Source organism: Agromyces soli (genome assembly GCF_022811605.1).
Lineage (GTDB): Bacteria > Actinomycetota > Actinomycetes > Actinomycetales > Microbacteriaceae > Agromyces > Agromyces soli.
The window spans coordinates 3,290,340-3,316,287 of sequence record NZ_CP094533.1 but is presented as its reverse complement, the minus strand read 5'-3'; the positions used below and the strand labels follow the sequence as shown (position 1 = coordinate 3,316,287).

Sequence of the window (25,948 nt, the reverse complement as noted above, 5' to 3'; positions counted from 1 at the left end):
CCTATGACCTCCTCCGCCGAAGGGCGTGCTCGATCGGCGAACTGGAACCTGCCGAACGCGATCACGATCGTGCGCATCCTGCTCGCGCCGATCTTCTTCTGGCTGCTGCTGGCCGATGGCGGCGAGGGCGGCGCGCTGCGCTGGGCGGCGACCGCGCTGTTCGTCGTCGCGATCGCGACCGACGGCATCGACGGGCACATCGCGCGCAGCCGCGGGCTCGTCACCGACCTCGGCAAGATCCTCGACCCCATCGCCGACAAGCTGCTCACGAGCGGAGCGCTCGTCTGCCTCTCGATCCTCGCCGAGGTGCCGTGGTGGGTGACCGGGCTGATCGTGCTGCGCGAGGTCGGCATCACCGTGTGGCGCTTCGTCGAGCTCGGCCGCGGCAACGTCGTACCGGCGTCCTCGGGCGGCAAGCTCAAGACCGTCGTGCAGGCGGTCGCGATCTCGGTCGCCCTCGCGCCGCTGCCCGTGCTGCTGGGCGAGTGGATGGCGTGGGTGAACGCGGTGCTCATCGCGGCGGCGCTCGTGCTCACCGTCTGGTCCGGTCTGCTGTACGTGCGGGACGCGGTCCGGCTCGCCCGTGAGGGGCGCGCGGGGCGCGCATGACGCACGGCGCGGATGCCTCGCTCGGGCCGGCCTCTCGGGGCTCCGGCGCCGCATCCCGGCACGACGAGACGGCCGCGCTCGTCGCGGAGCTCGGCCGTCGCGGCTGGCGTCTCGCGGTCGCCGAGTCGCTCACCGGCGGCCTCCTGGCCGCCGAACTCATCCGCATCCCCGGCGCCTCGGCCGTCGTGAACGGCGGGATCGTCGCGTACGCCACCCCGCTGAAGCACCGGCTCCTCGGCGTGGACGCCGAGCTGCTGGCCGCCGAAGGCGCCGTGCACCCGGAGGTCGCCAGGCAGATGGCCCGCGGCGCCCGCTCGGCGCTCGCCGTCGACGGCCGCGACGCGGAGCTCGGCATCGCCACGACCGGGGTCGCCGGCCCGGATCCGCAGGACGGCCGAGCACCCGGCACCGTCTACCTGGGAGTCAGCGGCCCGGCGGGGGAGCGTGCGGTCGAGCTCCGGCTGACGGGCGATCGGGCGCAGATCCGAGCCGAGACGGTGCGCCGGGCCATCGCCGAGCTGCGCGCCGGGCTCTAGCGCGACTCCCGCCGCCGGTAGCGGTGCTCCGGGCGGCCCGCCGCACCGTACCGCGGGGCGACCTCGGCCGCGCCGGTCGCGACGAGGTGCTCGAGGTAGCGCCGGGCGCTCACCCGGCTCATGCCGAGCGATTGGGCGATCTCGGCGGCCGAGGCATCTGGTGCCGCGTTCGCGAGCTCGGCGGTGACCCGGCCGAGACTGACCCCCGACAGCCCCTTCGGCACCGTCAGCGGGCCGGTCGCCGCCGCCGCAGTGCCGAGCAGGCGGTCGACTTCCTGCTGGTCGAGCGCGTCGGGGCGACGCTCCCGGCGGAGCTCGCGCCGCACCTCCTCGAGCCGTTCGCCGAGGGTCGCTCCGGTGAACGGCTTCACGAGGTACTGGCGCACGCCGAGCAGTCGCGCCCTCCGCACGGTGTCGAGGTCGCGGGCCGCGGTCACGGCGATGACTTCGATCTCGTCGCCCGAGGCGCGCAGTCGGCGGAGTACTTCGAGGCCGCCGAGGTCGGGCAGGTACACGTCGAGCAGGACGAGCTCCGGGCGGTGCTGCTCGATGGCCGCGAGCGCGGCGGCGCCGGTGTGCGCCTCGGCGACGACGACGAAGCCGGGCCGGGCGTCGACGAAGGCCCGGTTGACCTGGGCGACGGCGAAGTCGTCGTCGACGATGACGACGCGGACGTCGCTCATGCGTCCGCCTCCGCCCGGTCTCTGGCGGAGGGCAGCCGGACGGTGAAGCGCGCGCCGCCGGCGGGGGAGGGCACGGCCTCGGCGGTGCCCCCGAGCCGGAGGGCGATCCGCTGGACGATGGTGAGCCCGATGCCGCGGCGCGCCTTGCCGGGTGCGGGGGGTTTGTCGCTGACGTCGGGCTGGAAGATCGCGGCGCGGCGCTCGGCCGGGACGCCCGGTCCGTCGTCGTCGACCTGCACCAGGACGACATCGGGCTCGAGGTCGTCGCGCACGAGGAGGTGGACGCCGCCGCCGAGGACGCACGCTTCGACGGCGTTGTCGAGGAGGTTCGCCACGACGGTGCGGATGTCGTCGGCCGCGGGGTGCCCACTGCCGAGATGCGAGGCGGGGTCGACCTCGAGCCCGATGCCGAGCTCGTGGGCGCGGGAGCGCTTGGCGAGCACGAGCGCCGCCGTCTCGGGATCGGCGATGCCGCCGTGGTCGTGCAGCGAGCTCAGCGCGCCGCCGGCACCGACGCGCTCGATGAAGGCCGTTGCCGCCTCCAACTGGCCGAGCTCGATGAGCCCGCCGAGCACGTGCAGGGTGTTCGAGAACTCGTGCGACTGGGCGCGGAGGTCGTCGGCGAGGCTCTGCGCGCCCTGCAGCTCGCGCAGCATGGTCTCGAGCTCGGTGCGATCGCGGAGGATCGCGATCCAGCCCACCTCGCGGCCGTCGACGCGGATGCGGTCGGCGTGCACGAGCAGCACGCGTTCGCCGGAGAGCACGGGGGTCTCGGCGGGCTCGTCGGCCACGATGAAGCGGGCGAGCTCGCCGTCGAGCGCCTCGTCGACCGTGCGGCCGAGCACGGCCTCGGCGTCCACGCCGAGGAGGCGGGCGGCCGCGTCGTTCACGAGCACGATGCGCCGGTCGCCGTCGAGGGCGACGAGGCCCTCGCGGATGCCGTGCAGCATGGCCTCTCGTGTCTCCAGCAGGGCACGGATCTCGTCGGGCTCGAGTCCGTAGATGCGGCGCCGGATGAGCCCGCCGATCCAGGCGGAGCCGAGCACGCCCACGAGGGTCGCCCCGACGAGCGCCGCGAAGAGCGCCCAGAGGCCGCCGAGGAAGTCTTCGCGGAGCTCGGACTCGAGGATGCCGACCGAGACCTGACCGAGCACGGTCGTGCCGTCCGCGGCGAAGATCGGCACCTTGACCCGCCAGGACTCGCCGAGCGTGCCGGTCTGCGTGCCGACGTAGATCCGTCCGGAGAGCGGCACGGACGGGTCGGTGGAGACCCGCTCGCCGATCCGCTCGGGATCGGGGTGCGAGTAGCGGATGCCCTCGTCGTTCGCGACGACGACGTACGTCACGTCGGAGGCCTCGCGGATCACCTCGGCGATCGGCTGGATCGTGCGCGACGGCGCGCGGTCGTCGAAGGCGTCGATGATCACGGGCAGCGAGGCGACGGACTGGGCGACGGCGACCATGCGGTCCTCGTACGACTCGCGGAGCTGCCGCTCCTGCAGCAGGGCGGCGACGAGTCCGGTGCCGACGACGGTGGCGAGCACGATCGTCACCTGCAGCAGCAGGAGCTGCATGCGCAGCGACATCGACCGGCCCACTGGAACAGTGTGCCGCACGCGGCGGCGCCTCCAGGCATCCGGAGCCGTGAACACTACGACCGAAACGACCGCAACGACCCTTACGACGCTTACGACCGCAGCATTCCGCCTGACGGAAGCCGGGCTCTAGCTTCGTGCCGTACCGATCGACCGGCCAGGGTGGCCGGCGCTCAAGGAGGAGTCTTGCGATCAGCATCCGGACCGCGGTCCGCGGTCCTTTCCCGACCCACGGCGCGGCGCTACGGCGTCGTCGCTCTCGCGCTCGCGACCGGACTCGGCCTCGCGGCCTGTTCCGGCACCGGGGCGCAGCCCTCCGGCGGAGGCGACTCGGAGGCGGTGTCGCTCGACGCCGTCCAGCTCATCGCCCCGGCGGACCCCGGCGGCGGCTGGGACCAGACCGCTCGTGCGCTCGGCGAGGTGCTCACCGGTGAAGGCCTCGTCGGCAAGGCGCCCGTCGAGAACATCGGCGGCGCGGGCGGCACCGTCGGCCTCGCGGCGCTCGCCAACGAGAAGGATCCGGCCACCCTCATGGTGACCGGCCTCGTGATGGTCGGCGCCGTCGAGACGAACGCTTCGCAGTCGCGCATCGAGGACGTCACCCCGATCGCCCGGCTCACCGAGGAGCCGCTCGTCGTGGTCGTGCCCTCGTCGTCGCCCTACAAGTCGGTCGGCGACCTCGTCGACGCGATTGTGAAGGAGGGCGCGGCGATCTCGGTCACCGGCGGTTCCGCGGGAGGCGCCGACCACATCCTGGCCGGCATGCTCGTCACCGAGGCCGGCGTCGACCCCGCCGACGTCCCGTCGACGCTGAACTACATCCCGAACTCGGGCGGCGGCGAAGCGGTCACGATGCTGCTCGGCGGCACCGTGCAGGCCGGCATCTCGGGCGTCGGCGAGTTCGCCGAGCAGGTCGAGGCGGGCGAGCTCCGCGCGCTGGCGGTCTCGTCAGGCGAGCCGAGCGAGCTGCTGCCCGAGGTGCCGACGCTGGCCGACGAGGGCTACGACATCGAACTCACCAACTGGCGTGGGCTCCTCGCCCCTCCCGGCATCGACGACGCCGACCGTGAAGCACTGGTCGAGCTCGTGACCGAGCTGCACGCCTCCGACGCGTGGACGACGACCCTGGCCGACAAGGGCTGGAGCGACGCGTTCCTCGTCGGCGACGAGTTCCAGGCGTTCCTCGACGGGAACATCGCCGAGGTCGCCGAGACGCTGCAGACGATCGGCCTGGTCGCGAAGTGACCACCGAGACTCCGGACCCCGCCGGCGGCCCCCGCCCGGCGGGGGCCGGACCCCGGCGGCCGATCGGCGAGCTCGCGTTCGCGGTCGTCTGCGCGCTGCTCGGCGTCGGCGTCATCGTCGGCGCCGGGGCCATTCGCGTCCCGCCGGGCTCGGCGAGCGTGCTCGGCCCGCGCGTCTTCCCGTACTTCGTCGGCGCGCTGCTGCTCGCCGCCGCGGTCGCCGTCGTCGTCGCGATCGCGACGGGGCACCGCGGACAGCCCGACGAGGGCGAGGACGTCGACCCGAACGCGAAGACCGACTGGCGGGCGGTCGTGCTGCTCGTCGTCGTGTTCTGCTCGCAGCTCGTGCTCATCGAGTTCGTCGGCTGGCCGATCGCGATCGCCGTGGTCTTCGCCGGCGCGGCCCTCACCCTCGGCGCGAAGCGCTGGTGGATCGCGGTGCTCGTCGGGCTCGGACTCGGGCTCGCCACGCAACTGCTCTTCGGGACCTGGCTGGGGCTCTCGCTCCCCGCCGGCCCCCTGCTCGACTGGATCCCGATCTTCAATGGATAGTCTCGCCGCCCTCCTCGAGGGCTTCGCCACGGCCCTGCAGCCGCAGTACCTCCTCTACGCGCTGTTCGGCGTCTTCGTCGGCACCGCGGTCGGCGTGCTGCCGGGCATCGGCCCGGCGATGACCGTCGCCCTCCTGCTGCCGCTCACCTACTCGCTCGATCCCACGGGCGCCCTGATCCTCTTCGCCGGCATCTACTACGGCGGCATGTACGGCGGCTCGACCACCTCGATCCTGCTGAACACGCCGGGGGAGTCCGCATCGATCGTCACCGCGCTCGAGGGCAATCGGATGGCGAAGGCCGGCCGCGGCGCGGCCGCCCTCGCCACGGCCGCCATCGGCTCCTTCGTCGCGGGCACGATCGCCACCGTGCTGCTCACCTTCCTCGCCCCCGGCATCGCCAAGCTCGCGGTGCAGCTCGGACCGGCGGACTACTTCGCCCTGATGGTCGTGGCGTTCCTCACGGTCGGGGCCCTGCTCGGCTCGAGCGTGCCGCGTGGGCTCGTCTCGCTCGGGCTCGGCCTCATGCTCGGGCTCGTGGGTACCGAGGTGCTCTCCGGGCAGCAGCGCTACACCTTCGGGGTGCCGAGCCTCGCCGACGGCATCGACGTCGTGCTCATCGCGGTCGGCCTCTTCGCGCTCGGCGAGACGCTCTACGTCGCGTCGCGGCTCCGGCACGGCGCGGTGCAGCTCATCCCGGTCACGCGCGGATGGCGCAGCTGGATGACCCGCAGCGACTGGCGCCGCTCGTGGAAGCCGTGGTTGCGCGGCACGGCGATCGGCTTCCCGATCGGCACGATCCCGGCCGGCGGCGCCGACGTCGCGACGTTCCTCTCCTACGCGAGCGAGCGCAAGCTCGCGAAGGGCCGCGCCCGCGAGCAGTTCGGGCGCGGCGCGATCGAGGGCGTCGCGGGCCCGGAGGCCGCGAACAACGCAGCGGCGGCCGGCGTGCTGGTGCCGCTGCTGACGCTCGGCCTGCCGACCACGGCGACCGCGGCCATCATCATCTCCGCGTTCCAGTCGTACGGCATCCGCCCGGGGCCGCTGCTCTTCGAGAACCAGTCGGGCCTCGTCTGGGCGCTCATCGCGAGCCTCTACATCGGCAACGTGCTGCTGCTCGTGCTCAACCTGCCGCTGGTCGGCATGTGGGTGAAGGTGCTGCGCATCCCGCGGCCGTACCTCTACGCCGGCATCCTCGCCTTCGCCGGCCTCGGAGCGTACGCGCTGCACTTCAACGTCTTCGACACCCTCACGCTGCTCGTCGTCGGCGTCGCCGGCTTCCTCATGCGCCGCTACGGCTACCCGGTCGCCCCGATGGTCGTCGGCGGCATCCTGGGGCCGATGGCCGAGGAGCAGCTCCGCAAGGCGATGGCGATCAGCCAGGGCGATCTGCTCTACCTCGTGCACAGTCCGTTCGCGATCATCGCCTACACGACGATGGCCGTCATCGTGCTCGGCGGCATCTGGCTGAAGCGACGCAGAGCGCGGCTCGAGGCGGCGCCGAAGCTCGTGCCGACGTCCGCGATCCAGGCGATCGACGAAGCGACGAAGTAGTCGCAGCTTCGGGCCGCGGGGCCCCGTGGTGATCACCCGGGATCGCCGCGGGGCCCCGCGGAATACCCGCCGACTCCGAGCCGTTACATGTGACGAGTTCACACGGGAATTCCAGTGTGCAAGGCTAGAGTCTGACTCACGGGAGACGTCGGTTAGACTGACCCTCCCGTTCCGGTCCAACCGGGCCGAGAGGCAGAAGAGAAGGAGGTTCCGATGGTTCTGGTTCGTCAGGAGATCGGCGATGTGCTGAGGGACTTCCGGCTGCAGAAGGGGCGCACCCTTCGCCAGGTGGCGTCCAAGGCCTCCGTCGCTCTCGGCTACCTCAGTGAGGTCGAGCGCGGGCAGAAGGAGGCGTCGAGCGAGATCCTCGCGTCCGTCGCCGAGGCGCTCGACACTCCCATCTCGGTGATCATGCACGAGGTCGGCGATCGCATCGCCGTGCTCGAGGGCCTCACCGCGGTGCCCGACAGCCTGCCCGACGAGCTCGTCGCCGAGTTCGACGCAGACATGATGGTGCGCTGAGCCTCGAGTTCAGTGCTCCCCGATTCCCCGAACGGCCGGTCCTCGACCGGCCGTTCGGCTGTTCCCGGCCGTGCGGCCGGCAGGAGGTCGACGTGAAGCTCAGCGAGTTCCAGCTCGCCGTCGCCGAGGAGTTCGGCGAGGGCTACGGCGGGGTCGTGGTCGCCGATCTGGCGCTCGCCGCGTTCGGCGGGCGCACGGCGAAGGAGGCGCTCGCCGACGGCGTTCCGGCCCGCGAGGTCTGGGCGGCGCTCTGCGAGGCGACCGACGTCCCGTTGGCGCGGCGCCACGGGCCGGCGATCCGCGAGCCGCGCGCCACGAGCTGAACCGCGCCGAAGATCTGTTCGACACGCCGCGGCGGGTTCGAACATGCGTTCGGTGCTGCGGTACTGTCCTCAACAGGTGAGGTGATCCAGGATCCGTCCACGGTTCACCGCTTCCGGCACCCGGTGTCGGTGGTGGTGGCTAGCGTCGGAGGCGTCGGATCTTCCGATCCGAACCCGCCTTGTCGCAAGGCGGGCGGGGTCACGGCCCCGCTCGAGGCGCGACAGCCTAGAGGCAGCCGACCGACTCAGAAGGAGCCCACCTCATGCCCTCTCCCGCAGACCGCGAGAAAGCCCTCGAAACCGCCCTCGCCCAGATCGACCGCCAGTTCGGCAAGGGCTCCGTCATGCGCCTCGGCAGTGAAGAGCGCGCCCCGGTCGAGGTCATCCCCACCGGTTCCATCGCCCTCGACGTCGCGCTCGGCGTCGGCGGCCTGCCCCGCGGCCGCATCATCGAGATCTACGGCCCGGAATCCTCGGGAAAGACCACGCTCACCCTGCACGCCATCGCCAACGTGCAGCGCGCCGGCGGCATCGCCGCCTTCGTCGACGCCGAGCACGCGCTCGACCCCGACTACGCCAAGAAGCTGGGCGTCGACATCGACTCGCTCCTCGTCTCGCAGCCCGACACGGGCGAGCAGGCGCTCGAGATCGCCGACATGCTCGTCCGCTCGGGCTCCATCGACCTCGTCGTCATCGACTCCGTCGCGGCGCTCGTGCCCCGCGCCGAGATCGAGGGCGAGATGGGCGACTCGCACGTCGGTCTCCAGGCCCGCCTCATGTCGCAGGCGCTCCGCAAGCTGACCGGTGGGCTCAACCAGACGAACACCACGATGATCTTCATCAACCAGCTCCGCGAGAAGATCGGCGTGTTCTTCGGTTCGCCCGAGACGACCGCCGGCGGCAAGGCGCTGAAGTTCTACGCCTCGGTGCGCCTCGACATCCGTCGCATCGAGACCCTGAAAGACGGCACCGAGGCGGTCGGCAACCGCACCCGCGTCAAGGTCGTCAAGAACAAGATGGCCCCGCCGTTCAAGCAGGCCGAGTTCGACATCCTGTACGGCGTCGGCATCTCCCGCGAGGGCTCGCTCATCGACTACGGCGTCGACCAGGCCATCGTGAAGAAGTCGGGTGCGTGGTACACCTACGACGGCGACCAGCTCGGCCAGGGCAAGGAGAATGCGCGCAACTTCCTCCTGCAGAACCCCGACATCGCCGCCGACATCGAGCAGAAGATCCTCGTGAAGCTCGGCATCGGCAAGCAGGGGCAGCAGGCAGCCGAGACGGGCGGCAACGTCGAGTCGATCGACGCGAAGCGCCGGGGCGCCTGAGTCCCATGGTCCGTCGGCACGAGCCGGGTGGTGGGCGCGAGCGCTCGGACGAGGTCGGTCAGCCGGCCGAGTCCGAGCGGCTCGCGCCCGTCGCGTATCTGCCGTGGGCGGTGCCCGGTGTCGAGCCGAGCCCGCGCCAGGGCGAGTCGGGGTCGACCTCGGCACGGCCGGCAGCATCGCCACCGAGCGCGTCGCGCACGTCGGCCTCGCGATCGAGCCGCTCCCGCTCGCGTGACTCCGAGGCGCGACCGCCTCGGGGCAGCGAGTGGTCGCACCTCATCGCGGTGACGTCCGAGCCCGCCGACGAGGCGACGTTCGCCGGAGCCGCCAGCGGTGAGGATGCCGCCGGTCGGCGCGGTGGGCCGCGGGCCGACCGATCGCGATCCAGGGGCGGGCACCGGCCTCGGGCCGACGAGCCCGTCGAGGTCGACGAGCCGGGTCCCGAACGCGACGAGCGCATCGATCGAATCGTGGTCGGCCGGCTCCGGCGTTCGGCGTTGTCGGTCGCCGAGGTCCGGGCCGTGCTGGTCGAGCACGGCCTCGACGACATCGAGGTCGAAGACTGGATCGAGCGCTACGAGCGGCTCGGTTACCTCGACGACGCCCGGCTCGCCGAGCAGCTCGTGCACAGTCACGGTGAACGCCGCGGCCGGGGGAGCGGGGCGATCCTCGCGGAGCTCGGACGGCGCGGCGTCGACGTCGGCGTCGCCCGAGAGGCCGTCGGTGAGCTCGACCCCGAGGTCGAGCTCACGAACGCCATCGCGGTCGCCGAACGTCGGGCACGGCAGCTCGGCGGGCTCGACCGTGCGGTCGCCGAGCGCCGGCTCTCGGCATTCCTCGCCAGGCGGGGGTATCCGGGCGACGTCGTGCGGGAGGCGGTGGCGACGGCGCTGCCTCGCGAACGCTCGTAGACTGGTGCGATCATGAGCACGCTTCACGAGGTCTCGCCGGGCGAGGCCGTCCCCGCCCAGGCAGAGTCCGCCCCGCGCACCTACGAGGTGCGCACCTTCGGCTGTCAGATGAACGTGCACGACTCCGAGCGGCTGTCGGGCTCTCTCGAGGCCGCCGGCTACGTCCCCGCCAACGGCGCCGAGGCCGACGTGGTCGTCATCAACACCTGCGCGGTGCGAGAGAACGCCGACAACAAGCTCTACGGCAACCTCGGGCACCTCGCCGGCGTGAAGCGCCGCCACGAGGGCATGCAGATCGCCGTGGGCGGCTGCCTCGCGCAGAAGGACAAGAACGTCATCCTCGAGAAGGCGCCGTGGGTCGACGTCGTCTTCGGCACGCACAACATGGGCGCCCTGCCGAGCCTGCTCGAACGGGCCCGTCACAACGACGAGGCGCAGCTCGAGATCCTCGACGCGCTCGAGGTCTTCCCCTCGACGCTGCCGACGAAGCGCGACTCGACCTACAGCGGCTGGGTGTCCATCTCGGTCGGCTGCAACAACACCTGCACCTTCTGCATCGTGCCCGCGCTCCGCGGCAAGGAGAAGGATCGCCGGCCGGGCGAGATCCTCGCCGAGGTGCAGGCGCTCGTCGACGACGGCGCCATCGAGGTCACGCTGCTCGGGCAGAACGTCAACTCCTACGGCGTCGAGTTCGGCGACCGGCAGGCGTTCGGCAAGCTCCTCCGCGCCGCAGGCAAGATCGACGGGCTCGAGCGCATCCGCTTCACGAGCCCGCATCCCGCCGCCTTCACCGACGACGTCATCGACGCCATGGCCGAGACACCGAACGTCATGCCGCAGCTGCACATGCCGTTGCAGTCGGGCTCCGACCGCATCCTCAAGGCCATGCGGCGCTCCTACCGCTCCGAACGCTTCCTCGGCATCCTCGACCGGGTGCGCGCCAAGATCCCGAACGCGGCGATCTCCACCGACATCATCGTCGGCTTCCCGGGCGAGACCGAGGAGGACTTCCAGGAGACCCTTCGCGTCGTCGAAGCCGCCCGCTTCGCCTCCGCCTTCACCTTCCAGTACTCCATCCGCCCGGGCACCCCCGCCGCCACGATGGAGGAGCAGGTGCCGAAGGAGGTCGTGCAGGAGCGCTACGAGCGGCTCATCGCCCTCCAGGAGCGCATCTCCTGGGAAGAGAACCAGCGACTCATCGGCCGCACCGCCGAGGTGCTCGTCGCGACCGGCGAGGGCAAGAAGGACGCCGAGACGCATCGGCTCTCGGGCCGTGCCGAAGACAGCCGGCTCGTGCACTTCGAGGTGCCGGAGGGCTCCGAGATCCCGCGGCCGGGCGACGTCGTCACCGTCGTCATCTCGCAGGCGGCGCCGTTCCACCTCATCGCCGACTCGCCCGACGGGGCGCCGCTCGCGGTCCGTCGCACCCGCGCCGGCGACGCCTGGGACCGCGCGCAGGCCGAGAGCTGCGGCGTGCCGGCCGACGGCGGCGCCGCCGGAGCGCCAGGTCCGGTCTCGCTCGGACTGCCGTCGGTCCGCGTGGCGCGCGAGCCGCTCGTCTCGCCGGGCGTCGGCACCATGCCGATCTACGATCCCACCGACGGTCAGCGCTGAGGTGACCCTCGTCGCGGTCGTCGGTGCCACCGGCACCGGCAAGTCGGACTTCGCGCTCGACCTCGCCGAGGCGGTCGCGCGCACCGGCCGGCAGGCCGAGATCGTGAACGCCGACGCCATGCAGCTCTACCGCGGCATGGACATCGGCACGGCGAAGCTGCCCGTCGCGGCGCGCCGAGGCATCCCGCACCACCTCCTCGACGTGCTCGAGGTGACCGCGGAGGCCTCCGTCGCCGCGTACCAGCGCGATGCGCGCGCCGCCGTCGAGCGGATCACCGCCGACGGGGGTGTCGCGGTGCTCGTCGGCGGCTCCGGCCTGTACGTCTCGAGCGTCATCCACGACTTCCGCTTCCCCGGCACCGACCCGGCGGTGCGCGCGCGACTCGAGGCCGAGCTCTCCGAGCGGGGGCCTGGACTCCTGCACGCGCGACTGCGCGAGATCGACGCCGAGACCGCCGCAGGCGTCGACGCGCAGAACGGCCGGCGCATCGTGCGAGCGCTCGAGGTCATCGAGGTGACCGGCGAACCCAAGGCGGCGCGCCTTCCCGAGGAGCCGGTGCCGTGGCGCCCGCACCGCATCGTGCACCTCCGCAGCGACCGGGCCGCGCTCGTCGCTCGGCTCGACGAGCGGGTCGAGCAGATGTGGCGCGACGGGCTCGTCGACGAGGTGGCGGGTCTCCTGCCGCTGGGACTGGAGCGCGGGGTGACCGCGCGCAAGGCGATCGGCTACGCGCAGGCCCTGGCCGAGCTGCAGGGCCGGATGCCGCGGGCCGAGGCGATCGTCGAGACCCAGCAGCTCACCCGGGTGTACGCGAGACGCCAGGTGGGCTGGTTCAAGCGGTACCGCGAAGCGGTCGTGCTCGACCCCCTCGACGACGACGCCCGCGCCGCGGAGCTCGACCGGCTCGCCGCCCTAGACTGAAGCGCATGTCGTTCGATCTCAGGTTCACCAAGGGGCAGGGCACCGGCAACGATTTCGTGCTCTTCGCGGATCCCGAGGGCGACCTCGAACTGACCCCCGAACAGATCCGCGCGGTCTGCGACCGGCGCTTCGGCGTCGGCGCCGACGGCGTCATCCGCGCGGTCCGCAGCAGCAACCTCGCGGCCGGGGCCGATGCCCTCGCCGAGGACGCCGCGGCCGTCTGGTTCATGGACTACTGGAACGCCGACGGCTCCGTCTCGGAGATGTGCGGCAACGGCATCCGCGTCTACGCCGCGTACCTGCTCGACCAGGGCCTCGCCGAGCTGCCCGACGGCGGCGAGCTCGTCATCGGCACCCGCGCCGGCGTGCGGCACGTGCGCCGGGCCGGCAGCGGCTACCAGGCCGACCTCGGCGTGTGGCGGCTCGCCGGCGGCGAGCCGCTCGTGCGCGCGAAGAACCTGCCCGTCGCGCGGCCCGGCCTCGGCATCGACGTCGGCAACCCGCACGTCGTCGTCGCCCTCGCCGACGAGGCCGAGCTCGAGGGCCTCGACCTCGGCTACCTGCCCGTGCTCGACCCGGAGCCCGAGGCCGGTGCGAACGTCGAGTTCGTGGTGCCGGCCGACCCGCTCGTCGAGGACGGCGTCGGCCGCATCCGCATGCGCGTGCACGAGCGCGGCTCGGGCGAGACTCTGTCCTGCGGCACGGGCGCGGTCGCCTCGGCGCTCGCCGTGCGGCACTGGGCGGGCGCGGGCGCGCCTGACGCCTGGCGCGTCCAGGTGCCCGGCGGGGTGCTCGGCGTCCGCATGGTGAACGCCCCCGACGGCGAGCACGTCTCGCTCTCCGGCCCGGCCGAGCTCGTCTACGACGGCGTGCTCGCGCTCGCATGAGCGGGGCCGACCGCCGAGAGTCCGCGCGCTCCGCCTTCCCCTGGCTGCTGCTCGTCGGCATTTCGCTCGTCGCGCTGAACTTCCGCGGGCCGCTCGTCACGATCTCGCCGGTCATCGGGGATATCGAGCAGAGCCTCGGCATCACGCCGACCACCGCGGGGCTGCTGACCAGCCTGCCGGTGCTCTGCTTCGCGCTCGGCACGCCCGTCGCCGCCTGGACGATCCGGCTGACCGGTGCCGAGCGCGCCGTCGCGATCGCGCTCATCGGCACGTTGATCGGCACGATCATCCGGTCCGGCGGTACGACGACGGCCGCCTTCGTCGGCACCATCGTGATCGGCATCGCCATCGCGATCGGCAACGTCGTCGTGCCAGTCGTCATCCGGCGCGACGTGCCACCGGCGCGGGCGCAGCTCGTCACCGGCGTGTACTCGGCCATGATGAACGTCGGCTCGATGCTCACCATCGCCGCCACCGCGCCGCTCGCCGAGCAGATCGGCTGGCAGTGGGCCACCGCCGTCTGGGGCGTGCTCATCCTCGTCGCGCTCGCGGTGTGGGGCGTGCACCTGCGCCGCACGGTCGCGGAGAGCCGGGAGGCGAGGGCGGCGGAGGCGCTCGCGGTCACCGGCTCGATGCAGGCGGTCACCGGACCGACCGGCGTGATCCCGGGGGAGCGATCCGCGTGGCGCAACAGCATGACCTGGCTGCTCGCCGCGGCCTTCGCCACGCAGTCGTTCTCGTACTACGGCCTGAGCGCCTGGCTGCCGAGCCTGTACGGCGACGAGCACGGCCTCGACGCGATCGCCGCGGGCAACGTCTCCTCGCTGTTCCAGCTGGCCGCCGTCGTGGGCGCGCTCGGCGTGCCGTTCCTCGGCCGCGCGCGCCCCGTCTGGCTGCAGCCCGCGATCGTCGGCGTGCTCTGGATGAGCCTGCCGCTCGGGCTGCTGCTCGCGCCGGACGCGTACCTGCTCTGGACCGTCACCGGCGGCGTCGCGCAGGGCGGCGGCTTCGTCGTCATCATCGCCTCGGTCGTGCGGTTCACGCGCACCGACCGGGAGACGACGCAGATGTCCGCGCTCGTGCAGGCCGGCGGCTACCTGCTCGCCGCGACCGCGCCGCCCGTGCTCGGCGCCCTGCACGAGTCGACCGGCGCGTGGACCGCGCCGCTGCTCGCGGTGCTGGTCGCGACGAGCGGATTCCTCGTGCTCACGAGCACGGCGGCGATCCGTGCGGCGCGCACGGGCGCGGCGGACTGATCGCGAGCGCCGTGCGCCGAGCGCGGCGCGCGCCGCGTACGCGTCACGCGTCGGGCGAGCGCACCTCGATGAGGCGGAAGCCCTTGTCGGTGGCGTGCCGCTCGACCGCCGTGCCGCTCGGCAGCGTCTCGCCGAGCCAGCGCTGCAGCGAGTCGGCGCCGAGATTCTTCTGCACGACGAGCCAGGCCGAGCGGTCGGCCTCGAGGCGGGGCAGCCACGTCGTGAGCAGTTCGTGCAGCTGCGGCTTGCCGATGCGGATCGGCGGGTTGGACCAGATCGCGCGGAACGCCAGGTCGCCGGGAACATCCTCGGGCAGCACGGCGTTGACATTCGTGAGCCCGAGCCGCGCGGCGTTGCGTCGCACGAGGTCGAGTGCCCGTTCGTTCACGTCGACGGCCCAGACCGTCGCATCGGGGGAGCGCAGCGCGAGCGTCAGCGCCATCGGCCCCCAACCGCAGCCGAGGTCGAGCAGCTGCCCGTCGGCGGGCGGCTCGGGGGCGTGGTCGAGCAGCACACGGGTGCCGTGGTCGACGTGCTCGGGGCTGAACACCCCGGCGGCGGTGAGCAGCTCGAGTTCACGCCCCGCCAGGCGCACCCGGACGGTGCGCAGCGCGTCCTCCGACGCGGGCTTGGACGAGAAGTAGTGCTCCTGAGACATACAGGGGAACCTATCGCACGAGGGAGAAGTAGGCTGGACACGATGAACGAAGCCCCAGAACAGCACCCCGACGACGCCGTCGAGCGCGTGCTGCGCTCGGCCGACACGCGCGCCGGCATCGCCCGGTTCGGTGCCGAGGCCGCCGCAGCCATCCAGAAGGACGGCGCGGATGCCTCGCCGTGGCAGTCCAGCGACGGCGAACAGCTCGACCGCGAGGAGCGTGCAGCGCTCCGCCGCGTGAGCGGGCTATCGACCGAGCTCGAAGACGTCACCGAGGTCGAGTACCGCCAGCTCCGACTCGAGAACGTCGTGCTCATCGGCGTCTACTCGCAGGGCTCGCTCGACGACGCGGAGACCTCGCTGCGCGAACTCTCCGCCCTCGCCGAGACCGCGGGAGCCCGGGTGCTCGACGGCGTACTGCAGCGCCGCCCGCACCCCGACCCCGCCACCTACCTCGGCCGCGGCAAGGTCGAGGAGCTGCGCCACATCGTCGCCTCCCTCGGCGCCGACACCGTCATCGCCGACACCGAGCTCGCACCGAGCCAGCGCCGCGCGCTGGAGGACGCGGTGAAGGTCAAGGTGATCGACCGCACGGCCGTCATCCTCGACATCTTCAGCCAGCACGCGAAGAGCCGGGAGGGCAAGGCCCAGGTCGAGCTCGCGCAGCTCGAGTACCTGCTTCCCCGGCTCCGCGGCTGGGGCGAGTCGATGTCGCGCCAGGCCGGTGGCCAGGTCGGCGGCGCCGGCGCCGGCATGGGCAGCCGCGGCCCCGGTGAGACGAAGCTCGAACTCGACCGGCGGCGCATCCACTCCCGCATGGCGAAGCTCCGCAAGCAGATCGTCGGCATGAAGCCGGCCCGCGAGGCGAAGCGGGCCAACCGCAAGCGCAACGCGGTGCCGTCCGTTGCGATCGCGGGCTACACGAACGCCGGCAAGTCGAGCCTCTTGAACCGCATCACCGGCGCGGGCGTGCTCGTGGAGAACGCGCTCTTCGCGACGCTCGACGCGACCGTGCGGCGCAACACGACGGCCGACGGCCGCGTGTACACGATCGCCGACACGGTCGGCTTCGTGCGCAACCTGCCGCACCAGCTCGTCGAGGCGTTCCGCTCGACGCTCGAGGAGGTCGGCGACGCCGACCTCATCGTGCACGTCGTCGACGCAGCGCACCCCGACCCGGCCGGGCAGATCGCCACCGTGCGCGACGTCATCGGCGAGGTCGGCGCACGCGACGTGCCCGAGCTCGTCGTGTTCAACAAGGCCGATCTCGTCACCGCCGAGGACCGCCTCGTGCTGCAGGGCCTTGAGCCCGATGCCGTGTTCGTGTCCGCGCGCACCGGCGAGGGCGTCGAGGCCGTGCTCGAGGCGATCGGGCGCATGCTGCCCGACCCGGCCGTCGAGGTCGAGCTGCTCGTGCCCTACGAACGCGGCGACATCGTCTCCGCGCTGCACGAGACCTCCCGCGTGCTCGAGCTCGACTACGTCGAGGAGGGCACCCGGGTGCGCGCGCTCGTCTCGCCCGAACTCGCGGGCCAGCTCGCCGAGTTCCGGGCGCCGGTCGCGGCCTAGAACCGAGCCGCACCGCCGCGGGAGGCCGGGTCATCCGGCGTCCCGCGGCGTCATCCTCGGTCATACTCCTGCGCGCCCGGCGCCGTCGGCGTATCGTCGCTCATGATCGTCGGCGACGGGCCGGATGCCCGCCGCCAGGAGCGACCGCCGAGCCCGGCACCCGCCCGCGAGACCCACCCGCCGCACGGCGGCGGTGGCCGCGGCAAGCCGTGCCACCGCCCATGCGGCATCCCGTCGAGGAGCCAGCATGACCGGAGCCGCAGGCGACTGTCCCGGCCGTCCGCCGATCTCCTTCGAGCTGTACCCGCCGCGCAGCGACGCCGCGGCGATCGCGCTCGGGCGCACGATCGATCGGCTGGCCGAGGTCGACCCCGCGTTCATCTCCGTGACGTTCGGCGCCGGCGGTTCCTCGCGCGGACGCTCCCTCACGGTGCTCCGATACATCCTCGAGCAGACGCACGTCGAGCCGATGGCGCACCTCACCTGCGTCGGTTCCTCCCACGCCGAGGCGAACCGCATCGTGCGGGAGTTCCTCGACGCGGGGATCACGAGCTTCCTCGCGCTCCGCGGCGACCCCCCGGAGGACGGCGACGCGGACGCCGGTCTCGGCGACCTGGGCTCGGCCGCCGAACTCGTGCAGCTCATCCACCGGGTGCAGGAGGAGCGCGAGCCCTTCGGCCAGGCCGGAGTGCCCGGCGCCCCCGGCGCCCGGCGGATCCGCGCCCGCCCGCGCCCCGAGCGCGTCGCCGTCGCCGCCTTCCCGACGGGGCATCCGCGCTCGCGCGGCCTCGCCCAGGACGTCGACGCCCTCCTCGCCAAGGAGGTCGCCGGGGCGACGCTCGCGATCACCCAGCTGTTCTGGCACGCCGAGGACTACCTCGGCTTCGTGGAGCGGGCGCGCGCGGCCGGGGTCTCGATCCCGATCCTGCCCGGCCTCATGCCCGTGACGACGCCGGCCCGCCTCGCCCGGCTCACCGAGCTGACGGGCGTCGAACCGCCCGCGGAGCTCGCGATCGCGCTCGAGATCGAACCGGACGCCGCGGGCCGCGCGGAGATCGGCGAGGCGCACGCGGCGGCGCTCGCGGCCGCGGTGCTCGCCGGCGGGGCGCCCGGCCTCCACCTCTACACCTACAACCGGCACGAGACGGTGCGCTCGGTGCTCGAACGGATCGGCATCCACTCGGCCACGACGCACGGCTGAGCCCGAACGAAGACCCGGCCCGAGGCATCCCGCCCCGGGTCTCCCCGGCGACCCGCGATCCCGCGGTGCCTCGTCGACCCCGCAGCACGACGAAAGGACCCAGCACATGACCGCACCCGCCTTCCCCGCGGGCACGATCCTCGGCTACCCGCGGATCGGCCGCCGCCGCGAGCTGAAGCGCGCCGTGGAGGCCTACTGGGCCGGACGCATCGACCGCGCCGAGCTCGAGCGGCGGACCGCCGAGCTGCGGTCGGCGACCCGCGCCCGGCTCATCGAGCTCGGGCTCGGCCGCGACGACTCGGCCCTCCCCGACTCCTTCGCCGCGTACGATCAGGTGCTCGACACCGCCCTCGCGGTCGGCGCGGTGCCCGAGCGCTTCGCGCACCTCCGCACGGCCGACGGCTCCGTCGACGTCGACGGCGAGTTCGCGCTCGCCCGCGGCGAGGCGGGGCAGCCGCCGCTCGAGATGACGAAGTGGTTCGACACGAACTACCACTACCTCGTGCCCGAGATCGGCCCGGAGACGGCGTTCGGCGCCCATCCTGAGCGGCTCGTGACGCGCTTCGCGGAGGCGCTCGGGGAGGGCGTGCTGACCCGCCCGGTGCTCGTCGGACCGGTGACGCTCCTCGCGCTCGCGAAACCGGCCGCGGAGGCGCCTGAGGGCTTCCGACCGCTCGACGCGCTGGAGCGGCTGCTCCCCGTGTACGCCGAGCTTCTGGCACGTCTCGCCGAGGCGGGCGCCGCGTGGGTGCAGCTCGACGAGCCGGCCCTCGCGAGCGAGAGCCTCGACGAGAGCCCGGCCCGCCTCCGCGAGGCGGCGGCGCGAGCCTATGCCGTGCTCGGGACCGCCGCGCGGCGCCCGGCCCTCTTCATCGCCACCCCGTACGGCGGCATCGGCGAGGGGCTGGACGTGCTCGCGGCGGCGCCCGTCGAGGCGATCGGCCTCGACCTCGTGCGCGGCGAGCTCCCGAGCGGACTCGACGACACCACCCGCGCCGGCCTGGCGGGCAAGACGCTCGTCGCGGGCGTCGTCGACGGGCGGAACATCTGGCGGGGCGACCTCGCGGCGGCCTTCGATCGCGCCGCGGCGCTCGACGGGCTCGCCGGGTCGCTCGCGATCGCGACCTCCACCTCGCTCCAGCACGTGCCGCACGACCTCGCGGACGAGCAGCGGCTCGACCCGCGGCTCGCCAGCTGGCTCGCCTTCGCCGACCAGAAGGTCGCCCAGGTCGCGACGCTCGCGCGCGGGCTCGCGGACGGCCGGCGCACGATCGAGTCGGAGCTCGCGGATGCCTCGGCCGCCCTCGTCGACCGCGCCGGCGCGCCCGGGGTGCGGGTGCCGGCGGTCCGCGAGCGGCTCGCCGCCCTCTCGGACGCGGACTTCGCGCGCGTCGCCTACGACGCGCGCGTCGAGGCCCAGCTCGACCTCGGGCTGCCCGAGCTGCCGACGACGACGATCGGCTCCTTCCCGCAGACGGGCGAGCTCCGTCGGGCGCGGGCCGCGCTCGCGGGCGGCGAGCTCGACGAGGCCGGCTACCGCGCGCTCATCGAGCAGGAGATCGAGCGGGTCGTGCGGCTGCAGGAGGAGCTCGGCCTCGACGTGCTCGTGCACGGCGAGCCGGAGCGCAACGACATGGTGCAGTACTTCGCCGAGCTGCTCGACGGCTTCGCGGTGACCGAGCACGGCTGGGTGCAGTCCTACGGTTCGCGCTGCACGCGTCCGTCGATCCTCTGGGGCGACGTCTCCCGCCCCGCGCCGATGACCGTGGGCTGGTCGGCCTACGCCCAGTCGCTCACCGAGCGGCACCTGAAGGGGATGCTGACGGGGCCGGTGACGATCCTGGCCTGGTCGTTCGTGCGCGACGATCAGCCGCTCGGCGACACCGCGCGTCAGGTGGGCCTCGCCCTCCGCGACGAGATCGCGGACCTGGAGGCCGCCGGCATCCGGATCATCCAGGTCGACGAGCCCGCGCTCCGTGAGCTGCTGCCGCTCCGCCGTGCGGACCAGCCCGCGTACCTCGACTGGTCGGTCGGCGCGTTCCGGCTCGCGACGGGCGGGGCCGCACCGGCGACGCAGGTGCACACGCACCTCTGCTACTCCGAGTTCGGCGTCGTCATCGACGCCATCCGGGGGCTGGATGCCGACGTCACGAGCATCGAGGCCGCGCGCAGCCGCATGGAGGTGGTCGAGGACCTCGGCCGCAGCGGCTTCGACCACGGGGTGGGTCCGGGCGTGTACGACATCCACTCGCCCCGGGTGCCCGGCGAGGACGAGGTGCGCGAGCTGTTGGAGCGCGCGGTCGCGGAGGTGCCGGCCTCGCGGCTCTGGGTGAACCCGGACTGCGGGCTGAAGACGCGCGGCTACGCCGAGACCGTCGCCTCGCTCGCCCACCTCGTCGGCGCGGCGCGTTCGGTGCGGGAGTCGCTCGCCCGCGCCTGAGCGGCGTGACCCGCCGCGGCTGCGGACGCGGAACGGCCCGGGATGCGAGGCATCCCGGGCCGTTCCTGGCGTCTGGCGGCGTCAGACCGCGCGGAGCACCGCGACGACCTTGCCGAGCACCTCGGCGTCGTCGCCCAGGATGGGCTCGAAGGCGCTGTTGCGGGGGAGCAGCCAGGTGTGGCCGTCGCGCTGCCGGAAGACCTTCACGGTCGCCTCCTCGTCGAGCATGGCCGCGACGATCTCGCCGTTCTCCGCGGTGCGCTGCGATCGCACGACGACCCAGTCGCCGTCGCAGATGGCCGCGTCGACCATGGAATCGCCGACCACTTTCAGCATGAACAGCTCGCCCTTGCCCACGAGCTGGCGGGGGAGGGGGAAGACCTCGTCGATCTGCTGCTCGGCGGTGATCGGGATGCCGGCGGCGATGCGGCCGACGAGCGGCACCATCGCCGCGTCGCCGACGGGGATCGGCTCGCCCTCGCTCGGCTGGCGCTCGTCGCTGCCTGGGAGCTCGATCAGCACCTCGAGCGCGCGGGGACGGTTCGGGTCGCGGCGCAGGTAGCCGGCCAGCTCGAGCTGGTTCAGCTGGTGCGTGACGCTCGACAGCGAGGACAGGCCCACGGCGTCGCCGATCTCGCGCATGCTCGGCGGATAGCCCCGCGTCGCAACGGAGCGCTGGATGACCTCGAGGATCGAGATCTGCTTCGCGCTGAGGCTCTTGCGGCGGCGCGCACGTGCGGCCGGTTTGCTGCCCTCGGTCTCGGTGCTCACGTGCTGACGCCCCTCGTCGGCGGTCTTGCGACCGGAATGTCGGTGGTCCCTGATGGACTCTGTTCTGACATTCGAAACTGTATCCGCGCAACGCGGGTGCGGCAAACATTCCTTCGAGTGTGTCGCGAATCCGACGTGGCGCAATGTTCGAAGAACGGCTTGCAGATTCGAACAATCGAAGATAGATTCGGAACACAGCTTCGCATCCGGCCCTCCCGGCCGAGGGCCGGGTGCGATTCTCCTGGAGGTGTTGAGATGAGCGCAGTGGTAGCAAGCGGTGCCGAGTTCACCGCGAACGGCTTCGCAGGTGCCCGCACGCGGCTTCGACTGACCCGACGCGGTCGGGTCGTCTTCACGACCCTCGGGGCGCTCCCGCTCGTCATCTGGGCGGCACTGAGCGTGCTCGGCGCCGGAGTCGCGGCGGCCGACGACGCGGTCGGCGGCCCGGGCGCGAGCTTCGAGTACGTCACGGTCGGCGCCGGCGACACCCTGTGGGAGATCGCCGAGGCGACCGACCCCGGGGCCGATCCGCGGGTGGTCATCGACGACATCATCCGACTGAACGGGCTCGACTCCTCGGTGGTCGAGCCGGGCCAGCGCCTGGCGCTTCCCGCCGCGAACTGAGCGCTCCGACGCCGCGTGATCGCGGCGTCACAGGGTGCCGCGCATCACTAGCATGAAGTGGTGACGAGCTTCGAAGATCTGCCCATCCGCGATGACCTCAGGGGGCGCTCGCCCTACGGAGCGCCGCAGAAGATCGTTCCGGTCGCGCTCAACGTGAACGAGAACACGCACCCGATTCCCGAAGATGTGGCGCACGACATCGTCGCGCGAGTGGCGGCGGCCATCCTCCAGCTGAACCGGTACCCCGATCGGGAGTTCACCGCACTGCGCGAGGCGTTCGCCCGCTACCTCGGACACGGTCTCGCGCCCGAGCAGATCTGGGCGGCCAACGGCTCGAACGAGGTGCTGCAGCACCTGCTGCAGGCGTTCGGCGGCCCCGGGCGCCGGGCGCTCGGCTTCTCGCCCACCTACTCGATGTACTCGCTGCTCGCCTCCGGCACCGGCACGGAGTGGATCGACGCCCCGCGCGACGCCGACTACGAGTTGAGCGCCGAGACGGCCGTCGCGGCCATCGAGCAGCACGATCCCGACGTCGTCTTCCTCTGCGCGCCGAACAACCCCACCGGTACCCCGGTGTCGCTCGACACCATCCGCGCCGTCGCCGATGCCGCGCGCGGCATCGTGATCGTCGACGAGGCCTACTTCGAGTTCGCGGACCCCGGCACGCCGAGCGCGCTCGAGCTCCTCGAGGGCCGGCCGCGCCTCGTCGTCTCGCGCACGATGAGCAAGGCCTTCGCCTTCGCGGGTGCGCGGGTCGGCTACCTCGCCGCCGATCCGGCGGTGATCGACGCCCTCCGTCTCGTGCGGCTCCCGTACCACCTCTCCGCCCTCACCCAGGCCGCGGCCCTGGCCGCCCTCGCGCACAGCGACGAGATGCTCGCGATGGTCGACGAGATCCGCGGACAGCGCGAGCGCATCGTGCGCGAGCTCGGCGGCCTCGGCTTCCGCCCGTACCGGAGCGGGTCGAACTTCGTGCTGTTCGGCGGCGTCGAGGAACCGGCGGCGCTCTGGCAGGCGCTCCTCGAGCGGGGCGTCCTGATCCGCGACATCGGCCTGCCCGGCAGCCTCCGGGTGAGCGCGGGCACCGAGGCGGAGACGACCGCGTTCCTCGAGGCGATCGCGCTGTTCGCGCCGAGCGCCGCGAATAGGATCGGAGCATGACCATGGCGAACCAGCACCGCACGGCCCGCGTCCAGCGCGAGACGAGCGAGTCGAGCATCGACCTCTCCATCGATCTCGACGGCACCGGCACGAGCGACATCGAGACGGGCGTCCCGTTCTACGACCACCTGCTCACCGCCTTCGCCAAGCACTCGCTGAGCGATCTCACCGTGCGCGCCAGCGGCGACGTGCACATCGACGTGCACCACACCGTCGAGGACACCGGCATCGTGCTCGGCCAGGCCATCCGCCAGGCGCTCGGCGACAAGCGCGGCATCTCGCGCTACGGCGACGCACTCGTCCCGCTCGACGAGGCGCTCGCGCAGGCCGTCGTCGACATCTCGGGTCGGCCGTACCTCGTGCACACGGGCGAGCCCGAGGGCTTCGAGTTCCACCTCATCGGCGGCCACTTCACGGGGTCGATGGTGCGCCACGTCTTCGAGGCCATCACGTTCAACGCCGGCCTCACCGTGCACGTCCGCGTGCTCGGCGGACGCGACCCGCACCACATCGCCGAGGCCGAGTTCAAGGCCTTCGCGCGGGCGTTCCGGCAGGCCAAGGCGCTCGACCCGCTCGTCGTCGGCATCCCGTCCACGAAGGGCGCGCTGTGAGCCGCACCCGGCGCGTCGTCGTCCTCGACTACGGCTCCGGCAACGTCCACTCGGCGGCGAAGGCGCTCGAGCGGGCGGGGGCCGACGTCGAGGTCACCGCGGCCCGCGCGGCGGTGATGGAGGCCGACGGGCTCGTCGTGCCCGGCGTCGGCGCCTTTCGCGCCGTGATGGAGCAGCTCCGCGCCGTGCGCGGCGACGAGCTCATCGATCGGCGACTCGCGGGCGGGCGCCCCGTGCTCGGCATCTGCGTCGGCATGCAGGTCATGTTCGAGCGCGGCGTCGAGCGCGGCACCGACACCGAGGGGCTCGGCGAGTGGCCGGGCGAGGTCACCGAGCTGCCGGCCGAGGTGCTGCCGCACATGGGCTGGAACACGGTGACGCCCGACGCCGGCAGCGCGCTCTTCGACGGCATCGAGGACGAGCGCTTCTACTTCGTGCACTCCTTCGCCGCCCAGCGGTGGAGCCTCGATGTGATCCCGCCGTTCCCGCAGCCCTCGCTCACCTGGGCCGAGCACGGCGGCCGCTTCCTGGCCGCGGTCGAGAACGGCCCGCTCTCGGCCACGCAGTTCCACCCGGAGAAGTCCGCGGATGCCGGCATCCGCCTGCTCTCCAACTGGATCGGCACCCTTTCCTGACCGGCGCGACGCCCCGGCGTCCCGACCCTGATCGTCACGTGTCAATCGCGGCCACCGGCCGCGACTAGGATGCTGTGACTGTGCCCGAGTGCCGCACAGCGGCCTTCTCTCCGAGGACAGTGATGAGCGAGTTCAACCACACCCCCCGCCTGGTGCTCCTGCCGGCCGTCGACGTCGCCGGCGGCAAGGCCGTCCGCCTGACCAAGGGGGAGGCGGGCACCGAGACCAACTACGGCGACCCCGTCGACGCCGCGGCCGAGTGGGCCGATCAGGGCGCCGACTGGATCCACCTCGTCGACCTCGACGCCGCCTTCGGCCGCGGCTCGAACGCGGGCATCCTGAAGAAGGTCATCCGCCAGGTGCGCGGCGTGAACGTCGAGCTCTCCGGCGGCATCCGCGACGACGCCTCGCTCGAGAACGCGCTCGAGATCGGCGCGAAGCGCATCAACCTCGGCACCGCGGCGCTCGAGAACCCCGAGTGGGCCGCCTCGGTCATCGCCCAGTACGGCGAGGCCATCGCGATCGGCCTCGACGTGCGCGGCACGACGCTGGCCGCGCGCGGCTGGACGAAGGACGGCGGCGACCTCTGGCAGGTCATGGACCGCCTCGAGGAGGCCGGGGCCGCCCGCTACGTCGTCACGGACGTGACCAAGGACGGCACGCTGCAGGGACCGAACCTCGAGCTGCTCCGCCAGGTCATGGAGCGCACGCACCGCCCGGTCGTCGCCTCCGGCGGCGTCTCGAACCTCGACGACATCGCGGCGCTCCGCGAGCTCGTGCCGCTGGGCCTCGAAGGCTCGATCGTCGGCAAGGCGCTCTACGCGGGCGCGTTCACGCTCGCCGAGGCGCTCGACGTCGCCGGCTACTGACGGCCCGGCGATGAACGACGCCGAGGCGGCCGGCACCGACGGCCAGGATGGCGCACGGGAGCTTCCCGCGCACCTGGCCGACTCGGCGGGCGTCCCGTGGGCCGGTCGCGCCTTCGAGGCGAACCCGCACGCGGGCGACGACGGCTCGACGCCGCCGGAGCTCGGCGCCGCGCTCGCCCGGTTCCGCGACGGCGACGGCTCGCAGGCGGCGGTGGTCGACGCGTTCGGCCGTGCGCGGCTGCTGATCCCGCTCCTCGCGGAGCTCGGCGACCCGTCGGCCGGCTCGGGGGAGTCCGGCGGTGCCGAGATCGGCCCGCACGGCCACGCCGTCGACAAGAGCCAGGAGCTCTCGATCGTCACGGTGAAGGCGCCGGACGGTCGGCGCGTGCTGCCCGTGTTCTCCTCCGTCGAGGCGATGCGCACCTGGAACCCGGAGGCGCGGCCGGTTCCCGCCGACGGCGTGCGGGTGTGCCTCGCGGCCGCCGACGACGGCACGGAGCTCGTGGTGCTCGACCCCGGCTCGGGGAACGAGTTCGTGCTGCGCCGGCCCGCGGTCTGGGCGGTCGCCCAGTCGCACGGCTGGCTGCCGCCGTTCGAGTCCGTACCGGTGCGGCTCGCGTTCGAGCGCTCGATCGGCAGCGAGCTCGCGGTGCTCGGCATCGACCTCGCCGCGGGCGATCCGCTCTCGCAGCTCGCCGGGCCCGAGCTCGTCGTCGTGCTGCACCTCGTGGAGGGGCTCACCCGCGAGGAGCTCGACGCCACGACCAGCCGGCTCGCCCGCCGCTGGGCGGAGGACGACGCCATCGCGACCGGCGTCGACTCGCTCGCGGTCCGTCTCGTCGGCGGCCGCGCGGCCTGAACCGCCGGCGTGTCGG

Annotated in this window: 27 protein-coding genes; 23 read left to right on the top strand and 4 right to left on the bottom strand. The window is 72.9% G+C overall.

Going from position 1 to position 25,948, the window contains the following annotated elements; translation table 11 throughout:
• The first annotated feature begins 3 nt into the window (after positions 1-3).
• Together pgsA and MTP13_RS15915 are read left to right on the top strand one after the other, a co-directional pair.
• Entirely contained in the window at positions 4-609 is a 606-nt protein-coding gene (pgsA, locus tag MTP13_RS15920; protein ID WP_243568641.1) for a CDP-diacylglycerol--glycerol-3-phosphate 3-phosphatidyltransferase, read from the top strand.
• On the top strand, positions 606-1,145 hold the full coding sequence (locus tag MTP13_RS15915; RefSeq protein WP_243568640.1) for a CinA family protein: 540 nt from the start codon (positions 606-608) through the stop codon (positions 1,143-1,145). The genes pgsA and MTP13_RS15915 overlap by 4 nt, the downstream gene beginning before the upstream one ends.
• On the opposite strand, the gene MTP13_RS15910 is transcribed toward MTP13_RS15915, so the two are convergent.
• Both MTP13_RS15910 and MTP13_RS15905 read right to left on the bottom strand, forming a co-directional pair.
• The gene (locus MTP13_RS15910) at positions 1,142-1,828 is read right to left on the bottom strand and encodes a response regulator transcription factor (RefSeq protein ID WP_243568639.1); all 687 of its coding nucleotides are present in this window, start codon (positions 1,826-1,828) and stop codon (positions 1,142-1,144) included. The two genes, MTP13_RS15915 and MTP13_RS15910, sit on opposite strands and share 4 nt — an antisense overlap.
• Complete coding sequence (locus MTP13_RS15905) at positions 1,825-3,426, bottom strand: ATP-binding protein (protein ID WP_243568638.1); 1,602 nt, start codon at positions 3,424-3,426, stop codon at positions 1,825-1,827. Before MTP13_RS15905 ends, MTP13_RS15910 begins: the two co-directional genes overlap by 4 nt.
• 336 nt (positions 3,427-3,762) lie before the next feature.
• On the opposite strand from MTP13_RS15905, the gene MTP13_RS15900 reads away from it, so the two are divergent.
• The 12 genes from MTP13_RS15900 (at position 3,763) to MTP13_RS15850 (ending at position 14,534) form a co-directional block, all read left to right on the top strand.
• Positions 3,763-4,668: a Bug family tripartite tricarboxylate transporter substrate binding protein gene (locus MTP13_RS15900; protein WP_341680661.1), complete on the top strand. Its 906-nt coding sequence runs from the start codon at positions 3,763-3,765 to the stop codon at positions 4,666-4,668.
• On the top strand, positions 4,665-5,219 hold the full coding sequence (locus MTP13_RS15895; RefSeq protein WP_243568636.1) for a tripartite tricarboxylate transporter TctB family protein: 555 nt from the start codon (positions 4,665-4,667) through the stop codon (positions 5,217-5,219). Before MTP13_RS15900 ends, MTP13_RS15895 begins: the two co-directional genes overlap by 4 nt.
• Positions 5,212-6,771, top strand: a complete 1,560-nt coding sequence (locus MTP13_RS15890) for a tripartite tricarboxylate transporter permease (protein ID WP_243568635.1) — start codon at positions 5,212-5,214, stop codon at positions 6,769-6,771. Before MTP13_RS15895 ends, MTP13_RS15890 begins: the two co-directional genes overlap by 8 nt.
• 213 nt (positions 6,772-6,984) lie before the next feature.
• Positions 6,985-7,293 (top strand): helix-turn-helix domain-containing protein, encoded by a 309-nt coding sequence (locus MTP13_RS15885; protein ID WP_189086033.1) that lies wholly within the window; start codon positions 6,985-6,987, stop codon positions 7,291-7,293.
• A 92-nt stretch (positions 7,294-7,385) separates the two neighbouring features.
• Positions 7,386-7,616, top strand: a complete 231-nt coding sequence (locus tag MTP13_RS15880) for a DUF3046 domain-containing protein (protein WP_243568634.1) — start codon at positions 7,386-7,388, stop codon at positions 7,614-7,616.
• 263 nt (positions 7,617-7,879) lie between these two features.
• Positions 7,880-8,944 carry a recombinase RecA gene (gene recA / locus MTP13_RS15875; protein ID WP_230766598.1) on the top strand — a complete coding sequence of 355 codons (1,065 nt, stop codon included), beginning with the start codon at positions 7,880-7,882 and terminating at the stop codon, positions 8,942-8,944.
• A 103-nt stretch (positions 8,945-9,047) separates the two neighbouring features.
• On the top strand, positions 9,048-9,179 hold the full coding sequence (locus MTP13_RS18235; protein ID WP_279399740.1) for a hypothetical protein: 132 nt from the start codon (positions 9,048-9,050) through the stop codon (positions 9,177-9,179).
• Between the two features lie 49 nt (positions 9,180-9,228).
• Positions 9,229-9,855 carry a regulatory protein RecX gene (locus MTP13_RS15870; RefSeq protein ID WP_243568633.1) on the top strand — a complete coding sequence of 209 codons (627 nt, stop codon included), beginning with the start codon at positions 9,229-9,231 and terminating at the stop codon, positions 9,853-9,855.
• Positions 9,856-9,867: 12 nt separating this feature from the next.
• The gene (gene miaB / locus MTP13_RS15865; RefSeq protein WP_243568632.1) at positions 9,868-11,469 is read left to right on the top strand and encodes a tRNA (N6-isopentenyl adenosine(37)-C2)-methylthiotransferase MiaB; all 1,602 of its coding nucleotides are present in this window, start codon (positions 9,868-9,870) and stop codon (positions 11,467-11,469) included.
• Between the two features lies 1 nt (position 11,470).
• The gene (miaA, locus tag MTP13_RS15860; protein ID WP_243568631.1) at positions 11,471-12,391 is read left to right on the top strand and encodes a tRNA (adenosine(37)-N6)-dimethylallyltransferase MiaA; all 921 of its coding nucleotides are present in this window, start codon (positions 11,471-11,473) and stop codon (positions 12,389-12,391) included.
• Between the two features lie 5 nt (positions 12,392-12,396).
• Positions 12,397-13,278 carry a diaminopimelate epimerase gene (dapF, locus tag MTP13_RS15855; protein ID WP_243568630.1) on the top strand — a complete coding sequence of 294 codons (882 nt, stop codon included), beginning with the start codon at positions 12,397-12,399 and terminating at the stop codon, positions 13,276-13,278.
• Positions 13,275-14,534 carry an MFS transporter gene (locus MTP13_RS15850; protein WP_243568629.1) on the top strand — a complete coding sequence of 420 codons (1,260 nt, stop codon included), beginning with the start codon at positions 13,275-13,277 and terminating at the stop codon, positions 14,532-14,534. The genes dapF and MTP13_RS15850 overlap by 4 nt, the downstream gene beginning before the upstream one ends.
• Before the next feature lie 43 nt (positions 14,535-14,577).
• On the opposite strand, the gene MTP13_RS15845 is transcribed toward MTP13_RS15850, so the two are convergent.
• Positions 14,578-15,192: a class I SAM-dependent methyltransferase gene (locus MTP13_RS15845; RefSeq protein WP_243568628.1), complete on the bottom strand. Its 615-nt coding sequence runs from the start codon at positions 15,190-15,192 to the stop codon at positions 14,578-14,580.
• Positions 15,193-15,234: 42 nt separating this feature from the next.
• On the opposite strand from MTP13_RS15845, the gene hflX reads away from it, so the two are divergent.
• The 3 genes from hflX to metE all read left to right on the top strand — a co-directional run bounded on the left by hflX (position 15,235) and on the right by metE (position 20,402).
• Positions 15,235-16,761: a GTPase HflX gene (gene hflX, locus MTP13_RS15840; RefSeq protein ID WP_243568627.1), complete on the top strand. Its 1,527-nt coding sequence runs from the start codon at positions 15,235-15,237 to the stop codon at positions 16,759-16,761.
• A 247-nt stretch (positions 16,762-17,008) separates the two neighbouring features.
• Positions 17,009-17,962 (top strand): methylenetetrahydrofolate reductase, encoded by a 954-nt coding sequence (locus MTP13_RS15835; protein WP_243568626.1) that lies wholly within the window; start codon positions 17,009-17,011, stop codon positions 17,960-17,962.
• Positions 17,963-18,068: 106 nt separating this feature from the next.
• Positions 18,069-20,402: a 5-methyltetrahydropteroyltriglutamate--homocysteine S-methyltransferase gene (metE, locus tag MTP13_RS15830; protein WP_243568625.1), complete on the top strand. Its 2,334-nt coding sequence runs from the start codon at positions 18,069-18,071 to the stop codon at positions 20,400-20,402.
• An 81-nt stretch (positions 20,403-20,483) separates the two neighbouring features.
• On the opposite strand, the gene lexA is transcribed toward metE, so the two are convergent.
• Positions 20,484-21,173 (bottom strand): transcriptional repressor LexA, encoded by a 690-nt coding sequence (lexA, locus tag MTP13_RS15825; protein ID WP_243568624.1) that lies wholly within the window; start codon positions 21,171-21,173, stop codon positions 20,484-20,486.
• A gap of 255 nt (positions 21,174-21,428) precedes the next feature.
• Between lexA and MTP13_RS15820 the strand changes: the two genes are divergently transcribed.
• From MTP13_RS15820 to MTP13_RS15795, 6 genes are all read left to right on the top strand, one after another.
• Positions 21,429-21,797: a LysM peptidoglycan-binding domain-containing protein gene (locus MTP13_RS15820; RefSeq protein WP_243568623.1), complete on the top strand. Its 369-nt coding sequence runs from the start codon at positions 21,429-21,431 to the stop codon at positions 21,795-21,797.
• A 60-nt stretch (positions 21,798-21,857) separates the two neighbouring features.
• On the top strand, positions 21,858-22,958 hold the full coding sequence (locus tag MTP13_RS15815; RefSeq protein WP_243568622.1) for a histidinol-phosphate transaminase: 1,101 nt from the start codon (positions 21,858-21,860) through the stop codon (positions 22,956-22,958).
• Positions 22,959-22,960: 2 nt separating this feature from the next.
• Complete coding sequence (hisB, locus tag MTP13_RS15810; protein WP_189086190.1) at positions 22,961-23,569, top strand: imidazoleglycerol-phosphate dehydratase HisB; 609 nt, start codon at positions 22,961-22,963, stop codon at positions 23,567-23,569.
• Complete coding sequence (hisH, locus tag MTP13_RS15805) at positions 23,566-24,204, top strand: imidazole glycerol phosphate synthase subunit HisH (protein ID WP_243568621.1); 639 nt, start codon at positions 23,566-23,568, stop codon at positions 24,202-24,204. The genes hisB and hisH overlap by 4 nt, the downstream gene beginning before the upstream one ends.
• A gap of 122 nt (positions 24,205-24,326) precedes the next feature.
• Positions 24,327-25,073 (top strand): bifunctional 1-(5-phosphoribosyl)-5-((5-phosphoribosylamino)methylideneamino)imidazole-4-carboxamide isomerase/phosphoribosylanthranilate isomerase PriA, encoded by a 747-nt coding sequence (gene priA / locus MTP13_RS15800; RefSeq protein WP_189086019.1) that lies wholly within the window; start codon positions 24,327-24,329, stop codon positions 25,071-25,073.
• A 10-nt stretch (positions 25,074-25,083) separates the two neighbouring features.
• Positions 25,084-25,932, top strand: coding sequence for an SseB family protein (locus MTP13_RS15795; protein WP_243568620.1), 849 nt, complete (start codon positions 25,084-25,086; stop codon positions 25,930-25,932).
• The last annotated feature ends 16 nt before the right edge of the window (positions 25,933-25,948 follow it).